Annotated in this window: 17 protein-coding genes, 1 tRNA gene and 2 pseudogenes; 8 read left to right on the forward strand and 12 right to left on the reverse strand. The window is 70.9% G+C overall.

The window, feature by feature from the left end; genetic code table 11:
• Positions 1 to 60 precede the first annotated feature (60 nt).
• From ACFWP5_RS12080 to ACFWP5_RS12105, 6 genes are all read right to left on the reverse strand, one after another.
• Complete coding sequence (locus ACFWP5_RS12080) at positions 61 to 561, reverse strand: hypothetical protein (protein ID WP_384154158.1); 501 nt, start codon at positions 559 to 561, stop codon at positions 61 to 63.
• Between the two features lie 77 nt (positions 562 to 638).
• Positions 639 to 1241 carry an aminoacyl-tRNA hydrolase gene (pth, locus tag ACFWP5_RS12085; RefSeq protein ID WP_384154104.1) on the reverse strand — a complete coding sequence of 201 codons (603 nt, stop codon included), beginning with the start codon at positions 1239 to 1241 and terminating at the stop codon, positions 639 to 641.
• A 102-nt stretch (positions 1242 to 1343) separates the two neighbouring features.
• The gene (locus ACFWP5_RS12090) at positions 1344 to 1928 is read right to left on the reverse strand and encodes a 50S ribosomal protein L25/general stress protein Ctc (RefSeq protein WP_384154106.1); all 585 of its coding nucleotides are present in this window, start codon (positions 1926 to 1928) and stop codon (positions 1344 to 1346) included.
• Between the two features lie 341 nt (positions 1929 to 2269).
• Positions 2270 to 3250, reverse strand: a complete 981-nt coding sequence (locus ACFWP5_RS12095; protein WP_019064636.1) for a ribose-phosphate diphosphokinase — start codon at positions 3248 to 3250, stop codon at positions 2270 to 2272.
• A gap of 77 nt (positions 3251 to 3327) precedes the next feature.
• The gene (glmU, locus tag ACFWP5_RS12100; protein ID WP_384154108.1) at positions 3328 to 4773 is read right to left on the reverse strand and encodes a bifunctional UDP-N-acetylglucosamine diphosphorylase/glucosamine-1-phosphate N-acetyltransferase GlmU; all 1446 of its coding nucleotides are present in this window, start codon (positions 4771 to 4773) and stop codon (positions 3328 to 3330) included.
• 131 nt (positions 4774 to 4904) lie between these two features.
• A tRNA-Gln gene (locus ACFWP5_RS12105) sits at positions 4905 to 4976 on the reverse strand.
• Between the two features lie 217 nt (positions 4977 to 5193).
• Between ACFWP5_RS12105 and ACFWP5_RS12110 the strand changes: the two genes are divergently transcribed.
• Complete coding sequence (locus ACFWP5_RS12110) at positions 5194 to 6510, forward strand: sensor histidine kinase (protein ID WP_384154110.1); 1317 nt, start codon at positions 5194 to 5196, stop codon at positions 6508 to 6510.
• Positions 6511 to 6885: 375 nt separating this feature from the next.
• On the opposite strand, the gene ACFWP5_RS12115 is transcribed toward ACFWP5_RS12110, so the two are convergent.
• Complete coding sequence (locus ACFWP5_RS12115; protein WP_384154112.1) at positions 6886 to 7380, reverse strand: SUKH-3 domain-containing protein; 495 nt, start codon at positions 7378 to 7380, stop codon at positions 6886 to 6888.
• Positions 7381 to 7495: 115 nt separating this feature from the next.
• On the reverse strand, positions 7496 to 8035 hold the full coding sequence (locus tag ACFWP5_RS12120; protein ID WP_384154114.1) for a YwqJ-related putative deaminase: 540 nt from the start codon (positions 8033 to 8035) through the stop codon (positions 7496 to 7498).
• Positions 8036 to 8371: 336 nt separating this feature from the next.
• On the opposite strand from ACFWP5_RS12120, the gene ACFWP5_RS12125 reads away from it, so the two are divergent.
• The 3 genes from ACFWP5_RS12125 (at position 8372) to ACFWP5_RS12135 (ending at position 13264) form a co-directional block, all read left to right on the forward strand.
• Positions 8372 to 9391, forward strand: coding sequence for an SMI1/KNR4 family protein (locus tag ACFWP5_RS12125; RefSeq protein ID WP_384154116.1), 1020 nt, complete (start codon positions 8372 to 8374; stop codon positions 9389 to 9391).
• An 8-nt stretch (positions 9392 to 9399) separates the two neighbouring features.
• Positions 9400 to 12177 carry an SUKH-4 family immunity protein gene (locus tag ACFWP5_RS12130; RefSeq protein ID WP_384154118.1) on the forward strand — a complete coding sequence of 926 codons (2778 nt, stop codon included), beginning with the start codon at positions 9400 to 9402 and terminating at the stop codon, positions 12175 to 12177.
• Positions 12178 to 12376: 199 nt separating this feature from the next.
• Positions 12377 to 13264 carry a cellulose-binding protein gene (locus ACFWP5_RS12135; RefSeq protein WP_384154120.1) on the forward strand — a complete coding sequence of 296 codons (888 nt, stop codon included), beginning with the start codon at positions 12377 to 12379 and terminating at the stop codon, positions 13262 to 13264.
• A gap of 115 nt (positions 13265 to 13379) precedes the next feature.
• On the opposite strand, the gene ACFWP5_RS12140 is transcribed toward ACFWP5_RS12135, so the two are convergent.
• From ACFWP5_RS12140 to panD, 4 genes are all read right to left on the reverse strand, one after another.
• Complete coding sequence (locus ACFWP5_RS12140) at positions 13380 to 13733, reverse strand: hypothetical protein (protein WP_384154122.1); 354 nt, start codon at positions 13731 to 13733, stop codon at positions 13380 to 13382.
• Between the two features lie 390 nt (positions 13734 to 14123).
• On the reverse strand, positions 14124 to 14831 hold the full coding sequence (locus tag ACFWP5_RS12145; RefSeq protein WP_384154124.1) for an aspartate/glutamate racemase family protein: 708 nt from the start codon (positions 14829 to 14831) through the stop codon (positions 14124 to 14126).
• Between the two features lie 110 nt (positions 14832 to 14941).
• A complete protein-coding gene (locus ACFWP5_RS12150) occupies positions 14942 to 15286 on the reverse strand; it encodes a GNAT family N-acetyltransferase (RefSeq protein ID WP_384154126.1) in 345 nt (114 codons plus the stop codon).
• Positions 15287 to 15308: 22 nt separating this feature from the next.
• Positions 15309 to 15728, reverse strand: a complete 420-nt coding sequence (gene panD / locus ACFWP5_RS12155) for an aspartate 1-decarboxylase (protein WP_384154128.1) — start codon at positions 15726 to 15728, stop codon at positions 15309 to 15311.
• Between the two features lie 473 nt (positions 15729 to 16201).
• Here panD and ACFWP5_RS12160 point away from each other — a divergent pair.
• From ACFWP5_RS12160 to ACFWP5_RS12175, 4 genes and pseudogenes are all read left to right on the forward strand, one after another.
• A pseudogene (locus ACFWP5_RS12160) lies at positions 16202 to 16297 on the forward strand (IS5/IS1182 family transposase); the annotation flags it as partial.
• Positions 16298 to 16628, forward strand: a pseudogene (locus tag ACFWP5_RS12165) (IS5/IS1182 family transposase); the annotation flags it as partial. It abuts the pseudogene before it with no gap.
• A 215-nt stretch (positions 16629 to 16843) separates the two neighbouring features.
• On the forward strand, positions 16844 to 17692 hold the full coding sequence (locus ACFWP5_RS12170; protein ID WP_384154130.1) for an oxidoreductase: 849 nt from the start codon (positions 16844 to 16846) through the stop codon (positions 17690 to 17692).
• The gene (locus ACFWP5_RS12175; RefSeq protein WP_384154132.1) at positions 17692 to 18306 is read left to right on the forward strand and encodes a TetR/AcrR family transcriptional regulator; all 615 of its coding nucleotides are present in this window, start codon (positions 17692 to 17694) and stop codon (positions 18304 to 18306) included. The genes ACFWP5_RS12170 and ACFWP5_RS12175 overlap by 1 nt, the downstream gene beginning before the upstream one ends.
• Positions 18307 to 18405: the final 99 nt, after the last annotated feature.

An 18405-nucleotide genomic window follows, 5' to 3' on the forward strand; every position in this document is an offset into this window, starting at 1 on the left:
GGTGCCCCCGAGCTGTCGTAGAAGCTCGGGGGCACTTTCATGTCGTACGACGGACTGCCGTCAGAGTGCTACGAACGCCGCCGTCAGCAGTGCGATCCCCGTCCCGGCCAGCACCCACGCGGCCCGGGTCAGCCGCAGGCCGCCCGCGACCACCACCGAGGCCAGCAGGAGGGCGCCGCCGAGGGGGACCCAGGCGTAGAGGATTCCGGCGGGACCGGAGCGCATGACCTCGTCGGTGCCCGGCTTCACGACGACGGTGTACGTCCGGCCCTTCTTCACCGCGACCGTGTGCTCGATGACGACCCGGGTACGGGCCTTCGAGCCCTCGGAGACCGGTGTGTACGGGCCGGTGCAGGTGTCGTCGCCGCACGCGGTGACCTCGATCGTGCCGCTCTCGCGCCCCTTGGTCAGCATCACGTTGTGCGCGGTCGGCCACGAGCCCCACACCCCGGCGATCAGGATCAGCACGGTGACCGTGCCCATCGCCGCGAGCCGCCCGAAGGTCAGGGCGGCGAAGGCGCCGGGTGAGGTGGAGGCGGCGGGTGACATGGCGGGGATCATTGGCCATACCCGCACGCGCGGTCAACTCCCGCAGGGGACAAGCCGGTTAAGTCAGGCAAGCCGGGCAGCCGGACGGCTCAGGAGTTGTACGCGCTCTGCGCCCGCTCCAGCCCCTCGCTCACCAGACACTCCACGGAGTCCGTCGCCCGGTCCACCAGGAAGTCCAGCTCCTTGCGCTCCGTGGAGGAGAAGTCCTTCAGCACGAAGTCGGCCACCTGCATCCGGCCCGGCGGACGCCCGATCCCGAACCGCACCCGGTGATAGTCCGGGCCCATCGCCTTCGTCATCGACTTCAGCCCGTTGTGGCCGTTGTCGCCGCCGCCGAGCTTGAGGCGGAGGGTGCCGTAGTCGATGTCGAGTTCGTCGTGCACGGCAACGACGTTCGCGAGCGGCACCTTGTAGAAGTCGCGCAGCGCGTTGACCGGGCCGCCCGACAGGTTCATGAACGACGTCGGCTTCACCAGGACGACCCGGCGGCTCGCCGGTCCCGGCGCTCCGATCCGGCCCTCCAGGACCTGCGCCTGTGCCTTCCCGGCCCGCTTGAACCTGCCGCCGATCCGCTCGGCCAGCAGGTCGGCCACCATGTAGCCCACGTTGTGCCGGTTGTTGGCGTACTCGGGGCCCGGGTTCCCGAGGCCCACGATCAGCCAGGGGGCATTGGCGTCGGTCGTCACGTCCATGTCTCCATTGCTGTGCTTTTCGGGGGACAGCCCCCGGACCCCCGGCAGCCAGCCGCTGCTCCCGGTGGGAACAGCGGCTGACGAAACGGTGAGCGGTGAGGATCAGGCCTCGGTGGCCTCGGCCTCGGCGTCGGCGGAGGCCTCTTCGGCCTGCGCGGCCAGGACTTGGAGGACGACCGCGTCCTCGTCGATCGCCAGGGTGGTGCCGGCCGGGAGCGGGATGTCCTTGGCGGCGATGGCGGCACCGGCCTCCAGGCCCGCGATGGACACGGTGACCGACTCGGGGATGTGCGTGGCCTCGGCCTCGACGGTGATCGTGCTCAGCACGTGCTCAAGGAGGAAGGAGCCCGGGGCCAGCTCGCCCTCGGTGTGGACGTAGACCTCGACGGTGACCTTCTCGCCGCTCTTCACGGTGAGCAGGTCGACGTGCTCCAGGTAGCCCTTGATGGCGTCACGCTGGACGGCCTTCGGGATCGCCAGCTGGGTGGTGCCCTCGATGTCCAGGGTGAGCAGGACGTTCGGGGTACGCAGGGCGAGCTGCAGCTCGTGGCCCGGCAGGGTGATGTGCAGCGGGTCGACACCGTGGCCGTAGACCACGGCGGGGACCTTCTTGTCACGGCGGATACGGCGGGCGGCGCCCTTGCCGAACTCGGTGCGGGTCTCGGCGGCGAGCTTGACGTCGGCCATGGTCACTCCTCGTAGAACAGTCGGGGAAGGTGGTCACCCGGCCGAACATCGGCCTGCTACGAAGAGCGCGTCGATAACGGACCGCCGTACGAACTTCTTGCGAAGCGGTACGGCCTCCCTCGCCGAGCAACTGCACCAGCTTACTCGGCGGGGAGGCCGTATCAGAAATCGATCTTCGTGAAGCGCGGTCTCAAGCGGCTCGGGCGAAGTCCACTGCGGTTCACCAGCGACCCAAAGGGGCGCGGGGCGGTATCGATATGCGGCTCCGCCGCGTGGGCGCGACCAGCCACGATGGCGCCGCAGCCGGTAGACGGCACATCGCGGCCCTTCCAGCGGAGCGCCTAGTGCTCGTCGAAGAGGCTCGTCACCGAACCGTCCTCGAAGACCTCGCGGACCGCGCTCGCGATGGTCGGGGCGATCGACAGGACCGTGATCTTGTCGAGGTCGGCGCCGACCTCGCCCGGCGTCGGGAGGGTGTCCGTGAGGACGAACTCGCTGACGCGGGAGTTCTTCAGGCGGTCCGCGGCGGGGCCGGAGAGCACGCCGTGGGTGGCCGTCACGATGACGTCCTCCGCGCCGTGCGCGAACAGGGCGTCCGCGGCGGCGCAGATCGTGCCGCCGGTGTCGATCATGTCGTCGACCAGGACGCAGACGCGGCCCTTGACCTCGCCGACGACCTCGTGGACGGTCACCTGGTTCGCCACGTCCTTGTCGCGCCGCTTGTGCACGATCGCGAGGGGCGCGCCGAGGCGGTCGCACCAGCGGTCGGCGACACGCACGCGGCCGGCGTCCGGCGAGACGACGGTCAGCTTGCTGCGGTCGACCTTGCTCCCCACGTAGTCCGCGAGGAGGGGGAGGGCGAAGAGATGATCCACGGGCCCGTCGAAGAAGCCCTGGATCTGGTCGGTGTGCAGGTCGACGGTGAGGATGCGGTGCGCACCCGCCGTCTTCATCAGGTCCGCGATGAGCCGCGCCGAGATCGGCTCACGGCCGCGGTGCTTCTTGTCCTGCCGGGCATAGCCGTAGAAGGGAACGATCACCGTGATGGAGCGGGCCGACGCGCGCTTCAGCGCGTCGATCATGATGAGCTGCTCCATGACCCACTGGTTGATCGGAGCCGTGTGGCTCTGGATCACGAAACAGTCCGCACCACGCACCGACTCCTCGAAGCGGACGTAGATCTCGCCGTTCGCGAAGTCGAAGGCCTTCGTCGGGACTACCCCGACACCCAGCTGCTGGGCGACCTCCTTGGCAAGCTCGGGGTGGGCGCGGCCGGAGAAGAACATCATCTTCTTCTCGCCGGTCGTCTTGATCCCGGTCACAGCACTGTCTCCTCAGAGGTCATTCAACTGGGTGTGCGTTTATCACGGTACGCCGTGTTCGACGCACCCGTTTCCGGTCAGTTCTCGCTCTCGCCCTGGCGGGAAGCGGTTTCCGCGGCCTTCGCCGCCGCGCTCCCCGGACGCTTGCGGGCCACCCAACCCTCGATATTCCGCTGCTGGCCACGGGCCACGGCCAGCGAACCGGGCGGTACGTCCTTCGTGATCACGGAGCCGGCGGCGGTGTACGCGCCGTCCCCGACCGTGACGGGTGCCACAAACATATTGTCCGAACCCGTCCGGCAATGCGATCCCACGGTGGTGTGGTGCTTGTCCTGTCCGTCGTAGTTCACGAAGACGCTGGCGGCACCGATGTTGGTGTACTCGCCGATCGTCGCGTCCCCGACGTACGAGAGGTGCGGGACCTTCGTGCCCTCGCCGATGGAGGCGTTCTTCGTCTCGACGTACGTCCCGATCTTGCCCTTCGCGCCGAGCCGGGTGCCGGGACGGAGATAGGCGTACGGCCCGACGGTCGCCTGCGCCCCGATGTGCGCGCTGTCGGCGACCGTGTTGTCGACGCGGGCGCCGGCCTCCACGACGGTGTCCTTCAGACGGCTGTTGGGGCCGACCTCGGCGCCCTCGCCGATGTGCGTGGTGCCGTGCAGCTGGGTGCCGGGGTGGACGATCGCGTCCTGGCCGAAGGTGACGTCGACGTCGATCCAGGTCGTCGCCGGGTCGATGACGGTGACGCCGCCGAGCATGGCCTCGGTCAGCAGCCGGTCGTTGAGGATGCGGCGCGCCTCGGACAGCTGCACGCGGTTGTTGATGCCGGCGATCTCGCGGTGGTCGCCCGCGACGGAGGCGCCGACCCGGTGCCCGGCCTCGCGCAGGATGCCGAGGACGTCGGTGAGGTACTCCTCGCCCTGACTGTTGTCGGTCCTGACCTTGCCGAGCGCGTCGGCGAGCAACTGCCCGTCGAACGCGAAGACTCCGGAGTTGATCTCGCGGATCGCGCGCTGCGAGTCGGAGGCGTCCTTGTGCTCGACGATCGCGGTCACCGCGCCGGAGGCGCCGTCGCGGACGATGCGGCCGTAGCCGGTGGCGTCCGGGACCTCGGCGGTGAGCACGGTCACCGCGTTGCCGTCGGCGGTGTGGTTGGCGGCGAGGGCGCGGAGGGTCTCGCCGCGCAGGAGGGGGGTGTCGCCGCAGACGACCACGACGGTTCCGTCGACGGCGCCGAGTTCTTCGAGTGCCATGCGTACGGCGTGCCCGGTGCCGTTCTGCTCGGCCTGGACCGCGGTCCGTACGCCGGGGTCGGTCGCGCCGAGGTGGGCGGTCACCTGCTCGCGGGCGTGGCCCACGACGACGACCAGGTTCTCCGGCTCCAACTCGCGGGCGGCGGCCAGCACATGACCGACGAGGGTCCGGCCGCAGAGCTCGTGCAGGACCTTCGGTGTGGCCGACTTCATACGGGTGCCCTCACCCGCTGCGAGGACGACGACGGCTGCCGGGCGAATGGCGCTCACGGGTTTGCCCTTCGGCTTCGGAATGCTGGGGGTGGACATTCGCAGGATACCGGGGCGTTTCATGGGGGACATGAGAGTGGGCCCTGACAGTGCTGTCAGGGCCCGAACAGGGTTGCTGGAAGAGGCTGTTGCTCCCCCGCCAGGACTCGAACCTGGACAAATGGCACCAAAAGCCACGGTGCTGCCAATTACACCACGGGGGATCAAAATCGTGAGAACCGGACATTTAGCCTGGTCGCCGAGTGGGCACCCAACACTATGCCGTACGCGATGCCCTCCGTGCGACGGTACTTGTCGGGGGCGGCCGGGCGGTTCGCGGGACACCGGCGGGTTTCGTGACTGTTCGATTACGGGTCGTGGTGTGGGCCGGTCGGGAAAACTCGCCGGAAAACCGGGCCCCGGCGCCCGTAGGCTGGAGGCATGACCACGACGGGGGAAGACCATGCCACGGCCCGGGGAGGGCCGTGGTGGTGGACCAGGTGGCGCAGTGCGGTGCTGGACACGGGGCTCGCGGCGGGGTCCGCCGCGGAGTGCGGGGCGGAGGGGGTCCGGTTCGCGCACGACGCGGGCATCCCGGCCGCCGTCGGTGTCGTCTTCGGGGTGCTGGCCGGCTCGGCGCTGATCGTCCGCCGGAAGTGGCCGATCGCCGTCGTCCTCGTCTCCATCGCCATCACACCGGCCCAGATGGGCTACCTGATGGGCATCGTCGGCCTCTACACCCTCGCCGCGTCCGAACTGCCGCGCCGGATCATCGGGTCGCTGGCCGGGATGTCGTTCCTCGGCATGCTCATCGTCATGTTCGTGCGGGTACGGCAGGACATGCAGCGCGGGACCTGGGAACTCGGGGACTGGTTCCTCCCGTTCGCCTCGATCACCACCGCGGTCGGCATGACCGCGCCGCCCGTCCTGCTCGGCATGTACGTCGGCGCCCGGCGCCGCCTGATGGAGAGCCTCAGGGAACGCGCGGACAGCCTGGAGCGGGAACTCCAACTCCTCGCGGAGCGCGCCGAGGAGCGCGCCGAGTGGGCCCGCAACGAGGAACGGACCCGGATCGCGCGGGAGATGCACGACGTCGTGGCGCACCGGGTGAGCCTGATGGTCGTGCACGCCGCCGCGCTTCAGGCGGTCGCCCGCAAGGACCCCGAGAAGGCCGTCAAGAACGCCGCCCTCGTGGGGGACATGGGGCGTCAGGCCCTCACCGAACTGCGGGAGATGCTCGGGGTGTTGAGGAGCGGCGACGGCCGGGACGCGCGCGAGCGGGCGGCCGTACCGCTCGTCGCGGTGGGCGTGGCCGCCGCTGCCGCGGCCTCACGGGCCGTCGACGACGAGGGCACGGCCGACGGGCCCTGCCTGTCCGACGTGGACGAACTGCTCGGGCAGTCCGCGGCGGCCGGGATGGCCGTGGACCTGTCCGTGGAGGGCGATACCCGCTCGTACGCGGCGGAGATCGAGCAGACCGCGTACCGGGTGGTCCAGGAGGCGTTGACGAACGTCCACAAGCACGCGGCCGGCGCGAAGACCCACGTACGGCTCGCGCACCGGGTGTCGGAGATCGCGATGCAGGTCGAGAACGAACCGCCGCCCGAGCTCGCGTCCGCGTCGGCGGCACGGCTGCCCTCCGGGGGCAACGGGCTGGTGGGGATGCGGGAGCGGGTGCTCGCGCTGGGCGGGGTGTTCGTTTCGGGGCCTACGGATGCGGGTGGGTTTCGGGTGTCTGCGGTGATTCCGGCGGCTTGAGGTCGGGGATTTCGGCGGGGTGCGGGTGCGTGGGTGGTTCGCCGGTTCGCCGTCGTGGGTCGGTGCCGCGCCGGGGGGTGTCCGTCCTCGGAACGGCGCGGAATCGGTTTCTCACCAACGTGCCCGTGTTGACGCGCCAACCGCTGCGGGCGGACACCCCCCGACACGTCACCTTCTCGCCGTACGCGGGTGGCGGCGGCCTGCCTCGCCGTGGTGCTCCGTGGGCGCCCCGGCCCCTGCTTGTAGCGGGCCAGGGGTACGGCTGGTTCCGCGGCTGTGTGAGCAGCAGGCGCAGGTCTTCCAGGAACAACTCCGCCAGGTCGGCCGGTTCTGTGGGGTGAGGCTGCGGATTTTGGTGGTGTGGCCGGGCTCAGGTCAGCCCGCCGTCAGCCGTACCGGTTCCATGCCGGAGACCAGGGTGGCGAGGGCCTGGTCGATGTCGGAGCCCAGGTACCAGTCGCCGGTGTGGTCGAGGGCGTAGACGCGGCCCTCGGAGTCGATGGCCAGGAGGGACTGGGTGTCCGGTTCCTCGCCCAAGGGGCTGACGTCGGTGTCCAGGGCCCGGCCCAGGTCGCCCAGGGTGCGGGCCATGTGGAGGCCGTGCAGCGGGTCCAGGTGGAGCGCCACGGGGGAGATCTGGCGGCCGGGCCCGGAGGGCGTGATGTGCAGGCCGCCGAACTCGGCCCAGACCTCCACCGCCGCCGGGAAGACGGCGTGCTGGTGTCCTGCGGGCGAGGTGTGCTCGCGCAGGGTGTCCGCCCAGATCTCGGCCTGTTTTATGTCCCAGCGGCCGGGCTGCCAGCCCGCGGCGCGCAGGGCGGCGTCCACGGGTACGGAGAAGCGCGTGGTGGAGTGGCGGTCGGCGTGCATCTGCCCTTCGATCGTCGGCGTCAGGGACGGGTGGTGCTGAGGTGCTGTCGTGCGGTGGTGCTGAAGTCCTGCGGTGCTGTGGTGTTTTGGTGCTGTGGTGTGGCGGGGGTGGGTGTCAGCCGGTTTCCGTCGCGGGGTCGACGACTCGGACGCCGAAGTGGGCGCTCAGGGCTGTGCAGGCCCGGCAGGGGGTCGCGAAGCTGCCGTGCAGGGGGTCGCCGTCCTCGCGGATGCGGCGGGCGGTGAGCTTGGCCTGCTTGAGGGTCTTGCGGGCCTCGCCGTTGGTCATCGGCTTGCGCGCGGCGCGCTTGCTGCGGGCGGCGTCCGCGGCGGCGATGTGGCGGGAGATGAGGATCGCCTCGGCGCAGCGGCCGGTGAACCGGTCGCGCTGCGCGCTGGTGAGGGTGTCGAGGAAGTCCTGCACGAGCGGGTGCAGCGCGGGCGCTTGGTCGCCGCGGGCGGCGGTGCCGGTGAGGGTGGTGGCGCCGCGCACGGAGAGGGCGGCGGCGACGGTCGGAAGTATGCCGTCACGGCGGTGGTTGAGGGCCGGCGCGTGCCGCGCCTCGGTGGCGCTCCAGCCGACCCGGGGGTCGCCCGATGGCCCGGTGTGCGCCCCGGTGTGCGGTCCCGTCTGCGTCATGTTCATGATCGTCATCCCCTCCCGAGCATCCCCCGGCGGGTCACAGAGTGCCAAATGCCGTGGCTGGTGCGGTAGCTGGGGCGGTGCGACACGCCAGGGCTTCGGCGGGCTGTCACGGCAGGGTGACGGCAGGTCACGGAAGTGAAGGTCCGGTGAGGGGTACGGCCGACCGCTGCCGGTGACCGGTGTCGCCGTACCGCATAGGCTGTCCGCACCGCGATCCACGCGGTCGCACGCGTGGAGACAGTCGAAAAAGACGAGAAGACGAGACAGTCGATACGGGGCACAGTGGGCCGAGTTGGACATTTCGGCTGCTGTGAATCGTACTGAATGCCGCAGGGGGCAACCGCCATGACGACAGGTCGGCTCGGGCAGCGAGCCGCGCCACCGAACGCGGCCTACGCCGGGCAGGTCGTGCACTTCCCGGACCCGGTCCGGGCGGCCCGCCACCCCAGAGGGGTGCGGATGGACGAGCACGGCTATCCCGACTTCTCGCCGTACGCCCGCGCCGCCGCGGAGATCGCCGAGCCGCCGGAGGGCTTCGGCGTCGACGAGCTGCGCCTCACGGACTATGTGTCGGCGAACGCGGCGCTCGCCGCGACCCGGCACGAGCTGTGGGACACCGTGCCCGCGGTGGCCACCCCGCACGGCTGGACCTGGCACCACGTGGTCGGCACCCGGCGCCTCGAACTCGTCCCCGTCGACGTGAAGGCGCTGCTGCGCCACCACGGCGGGATCGCCACGGCGGTCGTCGACCACGACAAGCGCGGCACCCGCCCGCTCCAGGAGACCCGCCCCGCCCACTTCGGACTGCCGAAGTCGACGGTCGCGGTGACCGAGGCGCAGGTGCAGGGCGTCGAGGAGGACCTCGGCTACCGACTCCCGGGCGCCTACCGGTCGTTCCTCAAGGCGGCCGGCGGCAGCGCGCCCATCGGCACCGCGCTGGACGCCGAGCTGGGGCTGCTGATCGACCAGCCGTTCTTCACGGTGCGCGACGAGGCGGCCGTCAACGACCTCGTCTACATCAACAAATGCCTGCGCGACCATCTCACCAAGGACTACCTGGCCGTCGGCTTCGTCCAGGGCGGCCTGCTCGCCGTCAAGGTGAAGGGCCAGGCGATCGGTTCGGTCTGGTTCTCCGCCTACGACGACGCCCGCGACGTCGACCCGTCCTGGGCGCCGGCCGCCCGCGTGGAGCGGCTGCTGCTGCCCGCCGGGGACGACTTCGACCAGTTCCTGGCCCGACTCGCGGGAAATCCCCCGGAGTTGGAGACGGTGGCGAATCTGATGGTGGACGGCGGGTTCGCGAACGTGGTGCCGGCGGCGGCTTCCGCGTCTTCCTCGGCTTCCGCGTCTTCGGTGAGGGAGTGAGCGGGACGATGGTGACCTTCGCACAGGCGCAGGAGCGCGCCGAGGAGTGGATCAACGGCGATGTGCCGTCGTACCAGCATCGCGAGGTGCGGGTGCGGGAGTTCGAACTCGGCTTCGTGATCTGGGCCGAGGACCGCGCCGACGGGCCGCGTTCGGACGGCGGCGCACAGCGGATGGTGCTCGCCCGCGACAGCGGCGAGGCCACGCTGTGGCCCTCGCTGCCGGTGGGTGAGGTCGTCCGCCGCTACGAGGAGGAGTACGGCCGCCCCGACGAGGTCGCCGACGCGGTACCGGCGCCTCCCGCGCGGGTGGACCTGAACCAGACGTCGTTCCTGCTGAGTCCACCGGAGTGGTTGCAGGAGGCGGCGGACAAGCTGGGGATTCCGGACCGGCGGGGGGATTCGGCGCCTGCGCCTTCGACTCCCGCTGCCGGGGCGGGTGTTGGGGCGCAGAGTTCGGCGGGGCGTTCGCTTCCGGAGACGCAGGCCGGGGTGCCGGCCGCTTCGGCGTGGCCGGACGCCGGGGGGTCCGGGGCGCAGGACGCGCCCGCCGTGCCTGCCGGGGCCACTCCCTGGGCGGGGACCGACACCAACGCGGATGCCGGCGAGGACCGTTCGGTACCGCTGCCCGCGACCGTTTTCGCACCGCCACTGAGCGAGCCCGAGGACAACACCCCGCCCGACGCCAAGACCGCGCTCATCTCCGGGGGCAGTCAACTCCCGCGTACGGCACTGTCTCCGGCGCTGGATGATTCCCACTCCAACTCCAACTCCGGTGGTGGGGTCGGGGGTTCGCAGGGGTCGGGTGGACAGCCTGGTGGTGCGGCGGGTGCGGCTCAGGGCAACACCCCGCCGTCGTACGGGTATCCGCAGGGGCCCGGGGCGTCGGCGCCCGGTGGTCCGCAGGGTGCGCCTCAGCCGGCTCCGCCGTCGTACGGCTATCCGCAAGGGGCCGGTAACGTGCCTCAGCCTCCTGGTGGGCCCGGTGTCCCGGGGCGGGCGCTCGCGCCCAACGCCGGGGACATCGCCGACGCCGCCACCAGCAAGGCGGCGCCTCCGCCGCGCCGGGGCGGTGGCGCGATCACGCCGCCTCCGCCGGGTGCCCCGGGGACGCCGGGTGCGCGACCGGGCGGTGCGCCTGCCTCGCCGCCGCCTCCGCCGCCCGGTGGGTACGTGGCGACGCAGATGGTTTCGGGGCTCGGTCCGGAGGGGCCCGGTGCTCCGCAGCCGCCTGGTGCGCCTGGTGCGCCTGGTGCGCCGAACACTCCCGGGGGTCCGCCTCCGGGTGGGGTGCACCATGCGGCCACGATGCTTGCCGACCCCGGACAGGGTGGGCCCGGGGCTGCGGTGCCGCCGCCTCCGCCGCCGCCGGGTGCTCCTGGCGTGCCGCACGCGCCCGGTGTCCCGGGGGTACCCGGTGCGCCCAAGCCGCCCGGTGGTCCCGGAGTTCCCGGCGGACCCGGTGGCCATGGTGCCCCTGGCTCTCCCGGAGCGCCCCAGCCGCCGAACGCCCCCGGTTCGCAGGGTGGCGCCCACGGTGCCGTGCACCACGCGGAGACCATGCTCGCCGGGCCCCCGGTGGGTGGGCCCGGTGTGCCTCCGCCGCCGCAGTTCCCGGGCGCGCCCGGTGCGTTGGGCGCCCCCGGTATGCCTCCGGGCGCCCCGCCGCAGCCGATGCCGCCGGGTGCCATGCCTCCCGGTGCGATGCCGCCCCCGGGGCAGCAGGTGCCCGGTCAGCCCATGCCCGTGCCCGCGCCCGGGCAGCCGTTCCCCGGGCAGCAGCAGCCTGCCTACGGCTATCCGCAGCAGGGCCAGCCGACCGTCGGGCCGGGTTATCAGGCCGTGTTGCGGTACCGCGCGCCGGACGGTTCCGAGCAGCAGCTGATCCGGCGGTCCGCGCCGGGGACGCCGCACCCGGAGTGGCAGATCTTCCACGAGCTGCGCGGCATGAACATCCCGCCGGACCAAGTACTCGAACTGCACACGGAGTTGGAGTCCTGCGAACTGCCGGGCGCGTACTGCGCCCGGATGATCCGCGAACAGTGGCCGCAGGCCCGCATCGCGAGCATCGCGCCGTACGGTACGGATCACGCGAGCCGGCAGCAGGGGATGCACCAACTGATCGCCCACCAGGGCGAGTTGCACCAGGTCGCCGATGGGCCGGCCCGACTCGCCCCGGTGCGGGCGCCGTTGCCGCCCGTGCAGCCGACGCCGCCGATCCCGCCGGAGGCGATCGCGCAGGAACTGGCGGGCGCGTTCGGGCCGGGAGTGTTCCGGTTCGAGCAGGCGGCGGTGTCCCGGCAGGGTGTACCGCCGGTCGTCGCGCACACGCTGGTCGCGGCGGGGCTGCCGATGGACATGAGCCCGTTCTTCTGGGCGCAGGCCCAACCGGGCCGCCCGGTACCGACGTTGGCAGAACTCGCGCAGGAGCGCGGGGTGCGGCCGTCCGCCGACGCGGGCTCGTACCTCGTCATGGGCAGCGACTTCGGCCGCGCGATCTGCGTCCAGTACGGCACGGCGAACATCGTCGCGGTGCCCGTGGAGGCGGGGCCGGGCGGTGCGCCCGTACCGCCGCAGTTCGTGAACACGGGGCTGCCCGAGTTCACGCGCTGTCTGGCGCTGCTCGGCCGGATGTGGCGACTGCGGTACGGGCTCAACCAGGAGCAGGCGGGCCGCTGGACCGTCGACTTCCAGGCGCAGCTCGCTTCGCTGGATCAGGCGGCGCTCGGGTCGCCGGAGAGCTGGTGGTCGGTGCTGCTGGAGCAGATGTGGGACGGGTTGTTGTAGTACTCGGTTTCTGAACAAAAGGGCCGGACCCGGTCGTGTGATCGGGTCCGGCCCTTTTGTGTGCGCCGCTGGTCGTTCACGTTCGCGTGATGCCCGTGACCTGTCTGCGGAGTGTCGCGTTATGAACACTTACGTCCAATCCATCAAGATATGCCCGAAATCATCATTTCGTGTCCGTCGGATGGAGAGGGGTTCCAGGATGAGCAGCGCATCGGTGTCACCACGTGGCTTCGTGGCCGTACGGGGGCGCGGCTACCGCCCCGACCAGGTCGACTCGTACGCGGCGGCGATCTCGCGGCACCGGGACGCGGCCTGGGAACGGGCCGCGCGGCTGACCGTACTGGCCAAGGACATGGAGGCGGAGGCCGAGCGGATGCGGGTCGCGGTGTCCCGGCTCGTTCCGCAGACGTACGAGACGCTCGGCGAGCGGGCGCAGCGGCTGTTCCAGCTCGGGGTGGAAGAGGCCGCGGCCCTACGGGAGTCCGCGCGGCGTGCGGCGGAAGAACAGGTCGCGCAGGCCGAGGCGCGCGCCTCGGGTGTGCTCCAGGCTGCGCGGGAGCACGCCGACGCGCTCCGTGCGGAGGCCGAGGAACGGGCCCGGCAGCGGCTTCTCGCGGCGCGTGCCGAGGCCGACGACATCCGGATCGGCGCCCGGCGTGAGGTGAAGGAGGGGCGTACGGAGGCGCTGTCCGCGTTGCGTGATGTGCGGCAACGTACCGCCGGGATGTTGGGGGAGCAGGCGAAGGAGCACGATGAGCGGTGGGCCTTGGCTGAGCGGGAAGCGGAGTCGCGGGCGGTTGCTTTGGACGCGCAGTACGCCGAGCGGGTGGCTCGGGCGGAGGCTGCGTTGAGTGAGGCTCAACAGGCTTTCGCCGAGGCCGAGTTGTCGGATCGGCGGCGGCAGGAGGAGGCGGCGGAACGGGCGGCTGAGGTGTTGGCGCAGGCTCGGGTCCGGGAGGAACGGGTTGCTCGGGATACCGAGCGGGTCTTGCGTGAGCACGGGGAGACCTGGGATGACGTGCGGGCCCATATGGATCATGTGCGGAACAGTTTGACCGCGCTTACGGGGCGGGCGGCGGCGGAGTGAACGGGTTCGGTTTGTCGTCATGGCGCGGGTGCGTGGGGGCTGGTCGCGCAGTTCCCCGCGCCCCTGGGTAGGGACGGGCGTCCGGCGTTGTGAACTCAGCCCCCTCTCTTGGTTTTCAGCCGTGATCGGCGCAGCACGGTGTCGGGTTGGGGACCTCGAACGGGGCCAGGGTGTTGCCTACCGCCGGGACCAGGGCCAGGACCAGGCGGCCCTCGCGCCATTCCGGGCGTACGTGGTCCTGGGTGAGGATCGGGGTGGTGGGGTCCGGGGTGGTCAACGGGGCGCCCACTAACGTCAGTTGATCGATCGCCGTTGACTCCAGTAGGTCGGCCACGGTGACTGTTCCGGTGAGTCGTTCTACGCCGGCGTAGAGCACCGCCCGGCCGGATCGGCGCGCGGCGTGCTCGGCCGCGGCCAGGGCGGCGGCTTCGGCGGGACCGTGTCCACGGTCGCCCAGGGCCGCGCCCATCTCCATCTCCGTGAGTCGGCGCCAGACCTCCTCCGCCGACTCGTCACCCTCCGGCAGGGCAAGCGAGACAGCCGTTCCCCTCCTCGCGTTCGTCCGGATCAGGTGCGTGCAGGCGACCGTCCCGGCCGGAAGGTCCAGCGTGACCGTCAGGTCCCGGATCAGGTGGTCCGCCTCGCGGAGCGTGGTCGTGCCGGGGGGGCGCCCCCAACCCCGGGGGGGGGCGGGGCGGGGGGGGGGGGGGGGCGGCGGCGGGGGGTGGGGGGTGCGGTGCGGGGGGCTCCGGGTCCGGGAACGGGGTGGGCACGGGGCCCGGAGTCGGGCCCGGGGGGACGGGGTCGGGGTACGGGTTGGTCATCGTGTCCTCCAGCCAGTGGCTATGTCGGCTCTGGACTACTCCCCCGCATACCCGTCACCCGCGCCGCCACTCACCCGGCTGGGCTCACCGACGCGCGCCGCCCGGGCCCCGGCGGCCAGCCCCGGGCGGGGGCTCGACAGCACCGGGATCGCCGTGGTCGTCAGGTGCTGGGCCGGTGCCATGGACCCCTGGGCGAGGATGATCGCGTCGGCGCCGGTGACAGCGTCCACGGCATCCGCCACCAGCCGGGCGCAGCCCTCGGTGTCGCCGGCCTCGAAGCGGGCCCAGGCGCCTTCGACGAGCAGCGTGCGGACTTCGAGGCGTGCGATCGGTTCGTGAGCGCCGCGGCCGATGCGCCTGCCCTCCTCCTCGACCAGCGCCGCGGTCGGCTCCAGGGTGCTCTCCAGCGTCGCCGCCACGACGACGCGCGGACCGGCGGCCACCGCGGCCGCCGCCATCGGGCGATCACCGCGCAGCACCGGTACACCGACCCGCGCACCGGCGATCTCCGCGACCCCGCCGATGGTCGAGCAGGTGCACAGCACCGCCCGAGCCCCTTCGGCTACGGCCTCTTCCAGCACGTCCCGTACCGCCCCGGCCACCGCTTCCGGGCCCTCGCGCCGGGCACGCGCCAACAGCTCCTCGTCGACGAAGTGCCGTAGTTCCAGGCCCTGGTGGTCCTCGTCGCGCAGGGCGTCGAAGACCGGGATGTGCGCGGGAGAGGTGTGCAGGAGGGCGAGCACGCGGGCGGGGCCTTTCGTCAGCTCCGAAGGTTCGAAGAACAACTCAGCGGGAGGTGGGGCCGGTCTCGCAACGTTCCGAGACCGGCCCAGCAGCACCCGCGAACGCTGACCTAGAAACGACCCGGATGCGCCCTGAGCCACTCCATCGCCGCCCGCAGCAACTCCGGGTCCGCGACCGGCGCTTCGTCAGGATGCCGTTCCGCCCACTTGACGACGTACGGGCACAGCGGGGCGACGACGATGCCCTCGCGGGCCGCGATGCCGTACAGCTCGCGGGCCAGTGAACCCGCGATGCCCTTTCCCTCATGGGCCGGTTCCACGAGCGTGTGGACCGGGACCAGGGCGCGCTGAGGGGACTCAAGGACGAAGTACTCGATGTGGCCTACGACTTCACCGCCGGCGATCGCCTCCAGGCGGCCCGCCGCCCGGTCGTCGCGGATCTCGATCTCGCTCATGGGCATCCTCCTGGTGCGATGGTCAGGCTGTGACGGCCTGCGGGCTGCGCGCCTGCTCCGAACCCGGCACCGGCTCGGACGGATCGGCGCCCAGGCCCACGATCCGGTTGGCGGAGTCCACGTGCACGACCCGGGGCTGAAGCGCCCGCGCCTCGGCGTCGGACACCTGAGCGTAACTGATGATGATCACCAGGTCTCCGGGATGCACGAGGTGGGCGGCGGCCCCGTTGATCCCGATGACACCGCAGCCGCGTTCGCCCTCGATGACGTACGTCTCCAGGCGGGCGCCGTTGGTGATGTCGACGATGTGGACCAGCTCACCGGGCAGCAGATCGGCGGCGTCCAGCAGGTCGGCGTCGATGGTGACGGAGCCGACGTAGTGCAGGTCGGCCTGGGTGACGGTGGCGCGGTGGATCTTCGACTTGAACATGGTGCGCAGCATGGAGGCACTCCCGAATGTAGGCTCCCTGCCTGCGTTTATGCAGGTCAAGGGCTGTTTCTTCACCCTACAACGAGTCGCATGTACGGGCAGCTTTCCCTGGGTTTTTCAGGACTCATGCTGACCACTTGCCGACTTTCCTGACACTTCGTCAGGCATCTGGAGGGGCTTCACCTACCCTCGCGGACCCCACCGCGACGACGACCCAAGCTTACGCAGCACCATCGGAAGGAAGTCCGTGATCACCGCCACTCGGACGGTCTGGACGGTAGTCAGGCGCGAAGACGCTCGTCCGGAAGTCGAGCCACGTGCTGCCAATGGGTCAGCCGGCCCAGCCCTCCTCATTTCATTCCACCTCGCAGGAAGAGGTACTCGCAATTCCAAAACCTGGGCGGCCGACGCAGCGGCGCACATAGCGCTCGATCGCGGCTTACAACGGCTAACGCAAAGAGGTGGATCGGTCCCGGCTGCCGTGACTGGTGCGGGAGTTGAGTGTTCGGTCTGGTGTGGGGACATCGCCGTGGATCGTGTCGGATGAGCTGTGGGACCGCCTGGAGCCGCTGCTGGCGCAGCTCAAGACCGTCAGCCGTCCGAAGGACGCTGTCGGGTTCATCATCCTGCCCCGCCGCTGGGTCGTCGAAAGATCGCTCGCGTGGATCATGCACGCCCGCCGTCACGCCCGGGACTACGAGCGACTCATCCAGCACTCGGAATCTTTGATCACTTGAGCTGCGATCACGCTCATGACCAGGCGTATCACTCGCCGGACCTCCCGCAGGAGCGGACAGCCCGCCTCCCGCGAGGCCAACCGGGACTGATCGTTCTCAAGTTCACGATCGGCAACCCCACTCGGACCGGCCCGGAACCCCGGCCAGGAGACCACTCTCCCACGAACTCCCGTGATCCAGACGGCGGTTCACCCCCGAGCCTCCGCATCAGCCCGTCCCTCACCTCTGGCCTGCACCACGTGCCGGCCGGGCTGAAGACGATGCAAGCACAGCCCCGCCGGACCCTGCACGCCTGCGCATAATCGACGCGGTAACGATAAAAATCGACATCGCGTAGACTTTTGCTGAAGGGAGCATCCCGGCTCCTCGCGAGACCTCTCTGGAGGAACAATGGAGAAGCGGAACTGGCTCATCACCGGAGTCAGCACGGGCCTGGGGCGCGCTTTCGCCCAAGCCGCCCTGGCCGCCGGGCATACCGTCGTCGGCACCGTCCGTTCCGAGAAGGACCTGCGGGCCTTCGAAGAGGTCAGTCCCGGGCGCGCTCACGGCCGTATCCTGGACGTGACGGACGGTGACGCCCTCTCCGGCGTGGTCGCGGAGGTCGAGCGGAGCGTCGGCCCTCTGGACGTCGTCGTCGCCAACGCCGGCTACGGCCTGGAGGGCACCTTCGAGGAAACCCCGCTGGCCGAGGTGCGGCGGCAGTTCGAGGTCAACGTGTTCGGGGCAGTGGGCACCCTTCAGGCGGCGCTGCCCCACATGCGCCGACGCCGCCGCGGACACCTGATGGCCGTCACCTCCATGGGCGGGCTGATGGCCGTGCCCGGTATGTCCGCCTACTGCGGCAGCAAGTTCGCCCTGGAGGGCATCCTGGAGGCGCTGGGCAAGGAAGTCGCGCAGTTCGGGATCCACGTGACGGCGATCGAGCCCGGCTCCTTCCGCACCGACTGGGCCGGACGGTCCATGACACGCACCGCGCAGACCGTCGACGACTATGACGAGCTGTTCACCCCCATCCGCGAAGCGCGGCAGAAGGCCAGCGGGAACCAGCTGGGCAATCCGGCCAAGGCGGGGGAAGCGGTCGTACACATCACGACGGTCGAGCAGCCGCCGGCCCACCTCGTCCTGGGCTCGGACGCGCTGCGGCTGGTCACCGCCGCGCGCACGGCCGTGGACGAGGACATCCGCGCGTGGGAGGCACTCTCCCGTACGACCGACTTCGCCGAGGGTGCTCAGCTCTGATGTCCGGCCACCATTCCGCGCGTGGCCGTCGCACCACCGAGCGCAAGGGGGATGTCCGGGAGCGGGCCATCCTCGACACCTGCGAGGCCTTGCTGGCGCACAAGGGCTACGACGCCATGACCATCGGCGACGTAGCCCAAGGCGCCGGTATCACACGTGGTGCCCTGTACTTCTACTTCGGCTCCAAGCAAGAAGTGGTCACGGCACTCGTGGCCCGGACCGTCGAGCATCTGTGGAAGCGGTCCCGGGCCACCGCGCAGACAGACGAGCCGCGTCAGGCCATCGCGGCGGCCATGCAGCGCACGGTCGAGCTGTGGAATGAGCACGGCCTGGTCATGCGCACGGCGATCGACCTGTCGTTGACCGTCCCGGAGATCGGCGAACTGTGGAACCACACGGCTGACCTGTTCATCGAGGCCATCACCGCCGTCCTGGAACACGCCGGCATCCAGGCCGGCGCCGCACCGGACCAGGCCTCGGCGATGGCACGCGCCCTGTGCTGGATGATCGAGCGGACCTTCTACCACGCCTCCCAGGAATCCCGCGAGAAGCTCCAAGAGGCGTCGGCGACATGCGAACACATCTGGCTGACCAGCGCCGGCCTGATCACCTGAGGTATCTGTCTGCCATGGACGCGGTGAGGTGTGGCGCGGAACCATGGCTGACATCCTCACCGACGCGGCCCGGCGGGCGCTCTCCCTGCTGTTCTGGAC

Origin of the sequence: Streptomyces sp. NPDC058469 (genome assembly GCF_042721125.1) — a bacterium.
In the GTDB taxonomy this organism is placed as follows: domain Bacteria; phylum Actinomycetota; class Actinomycetes; order Streptomycetales; family Streptomycetaceae; genus Streptomyces.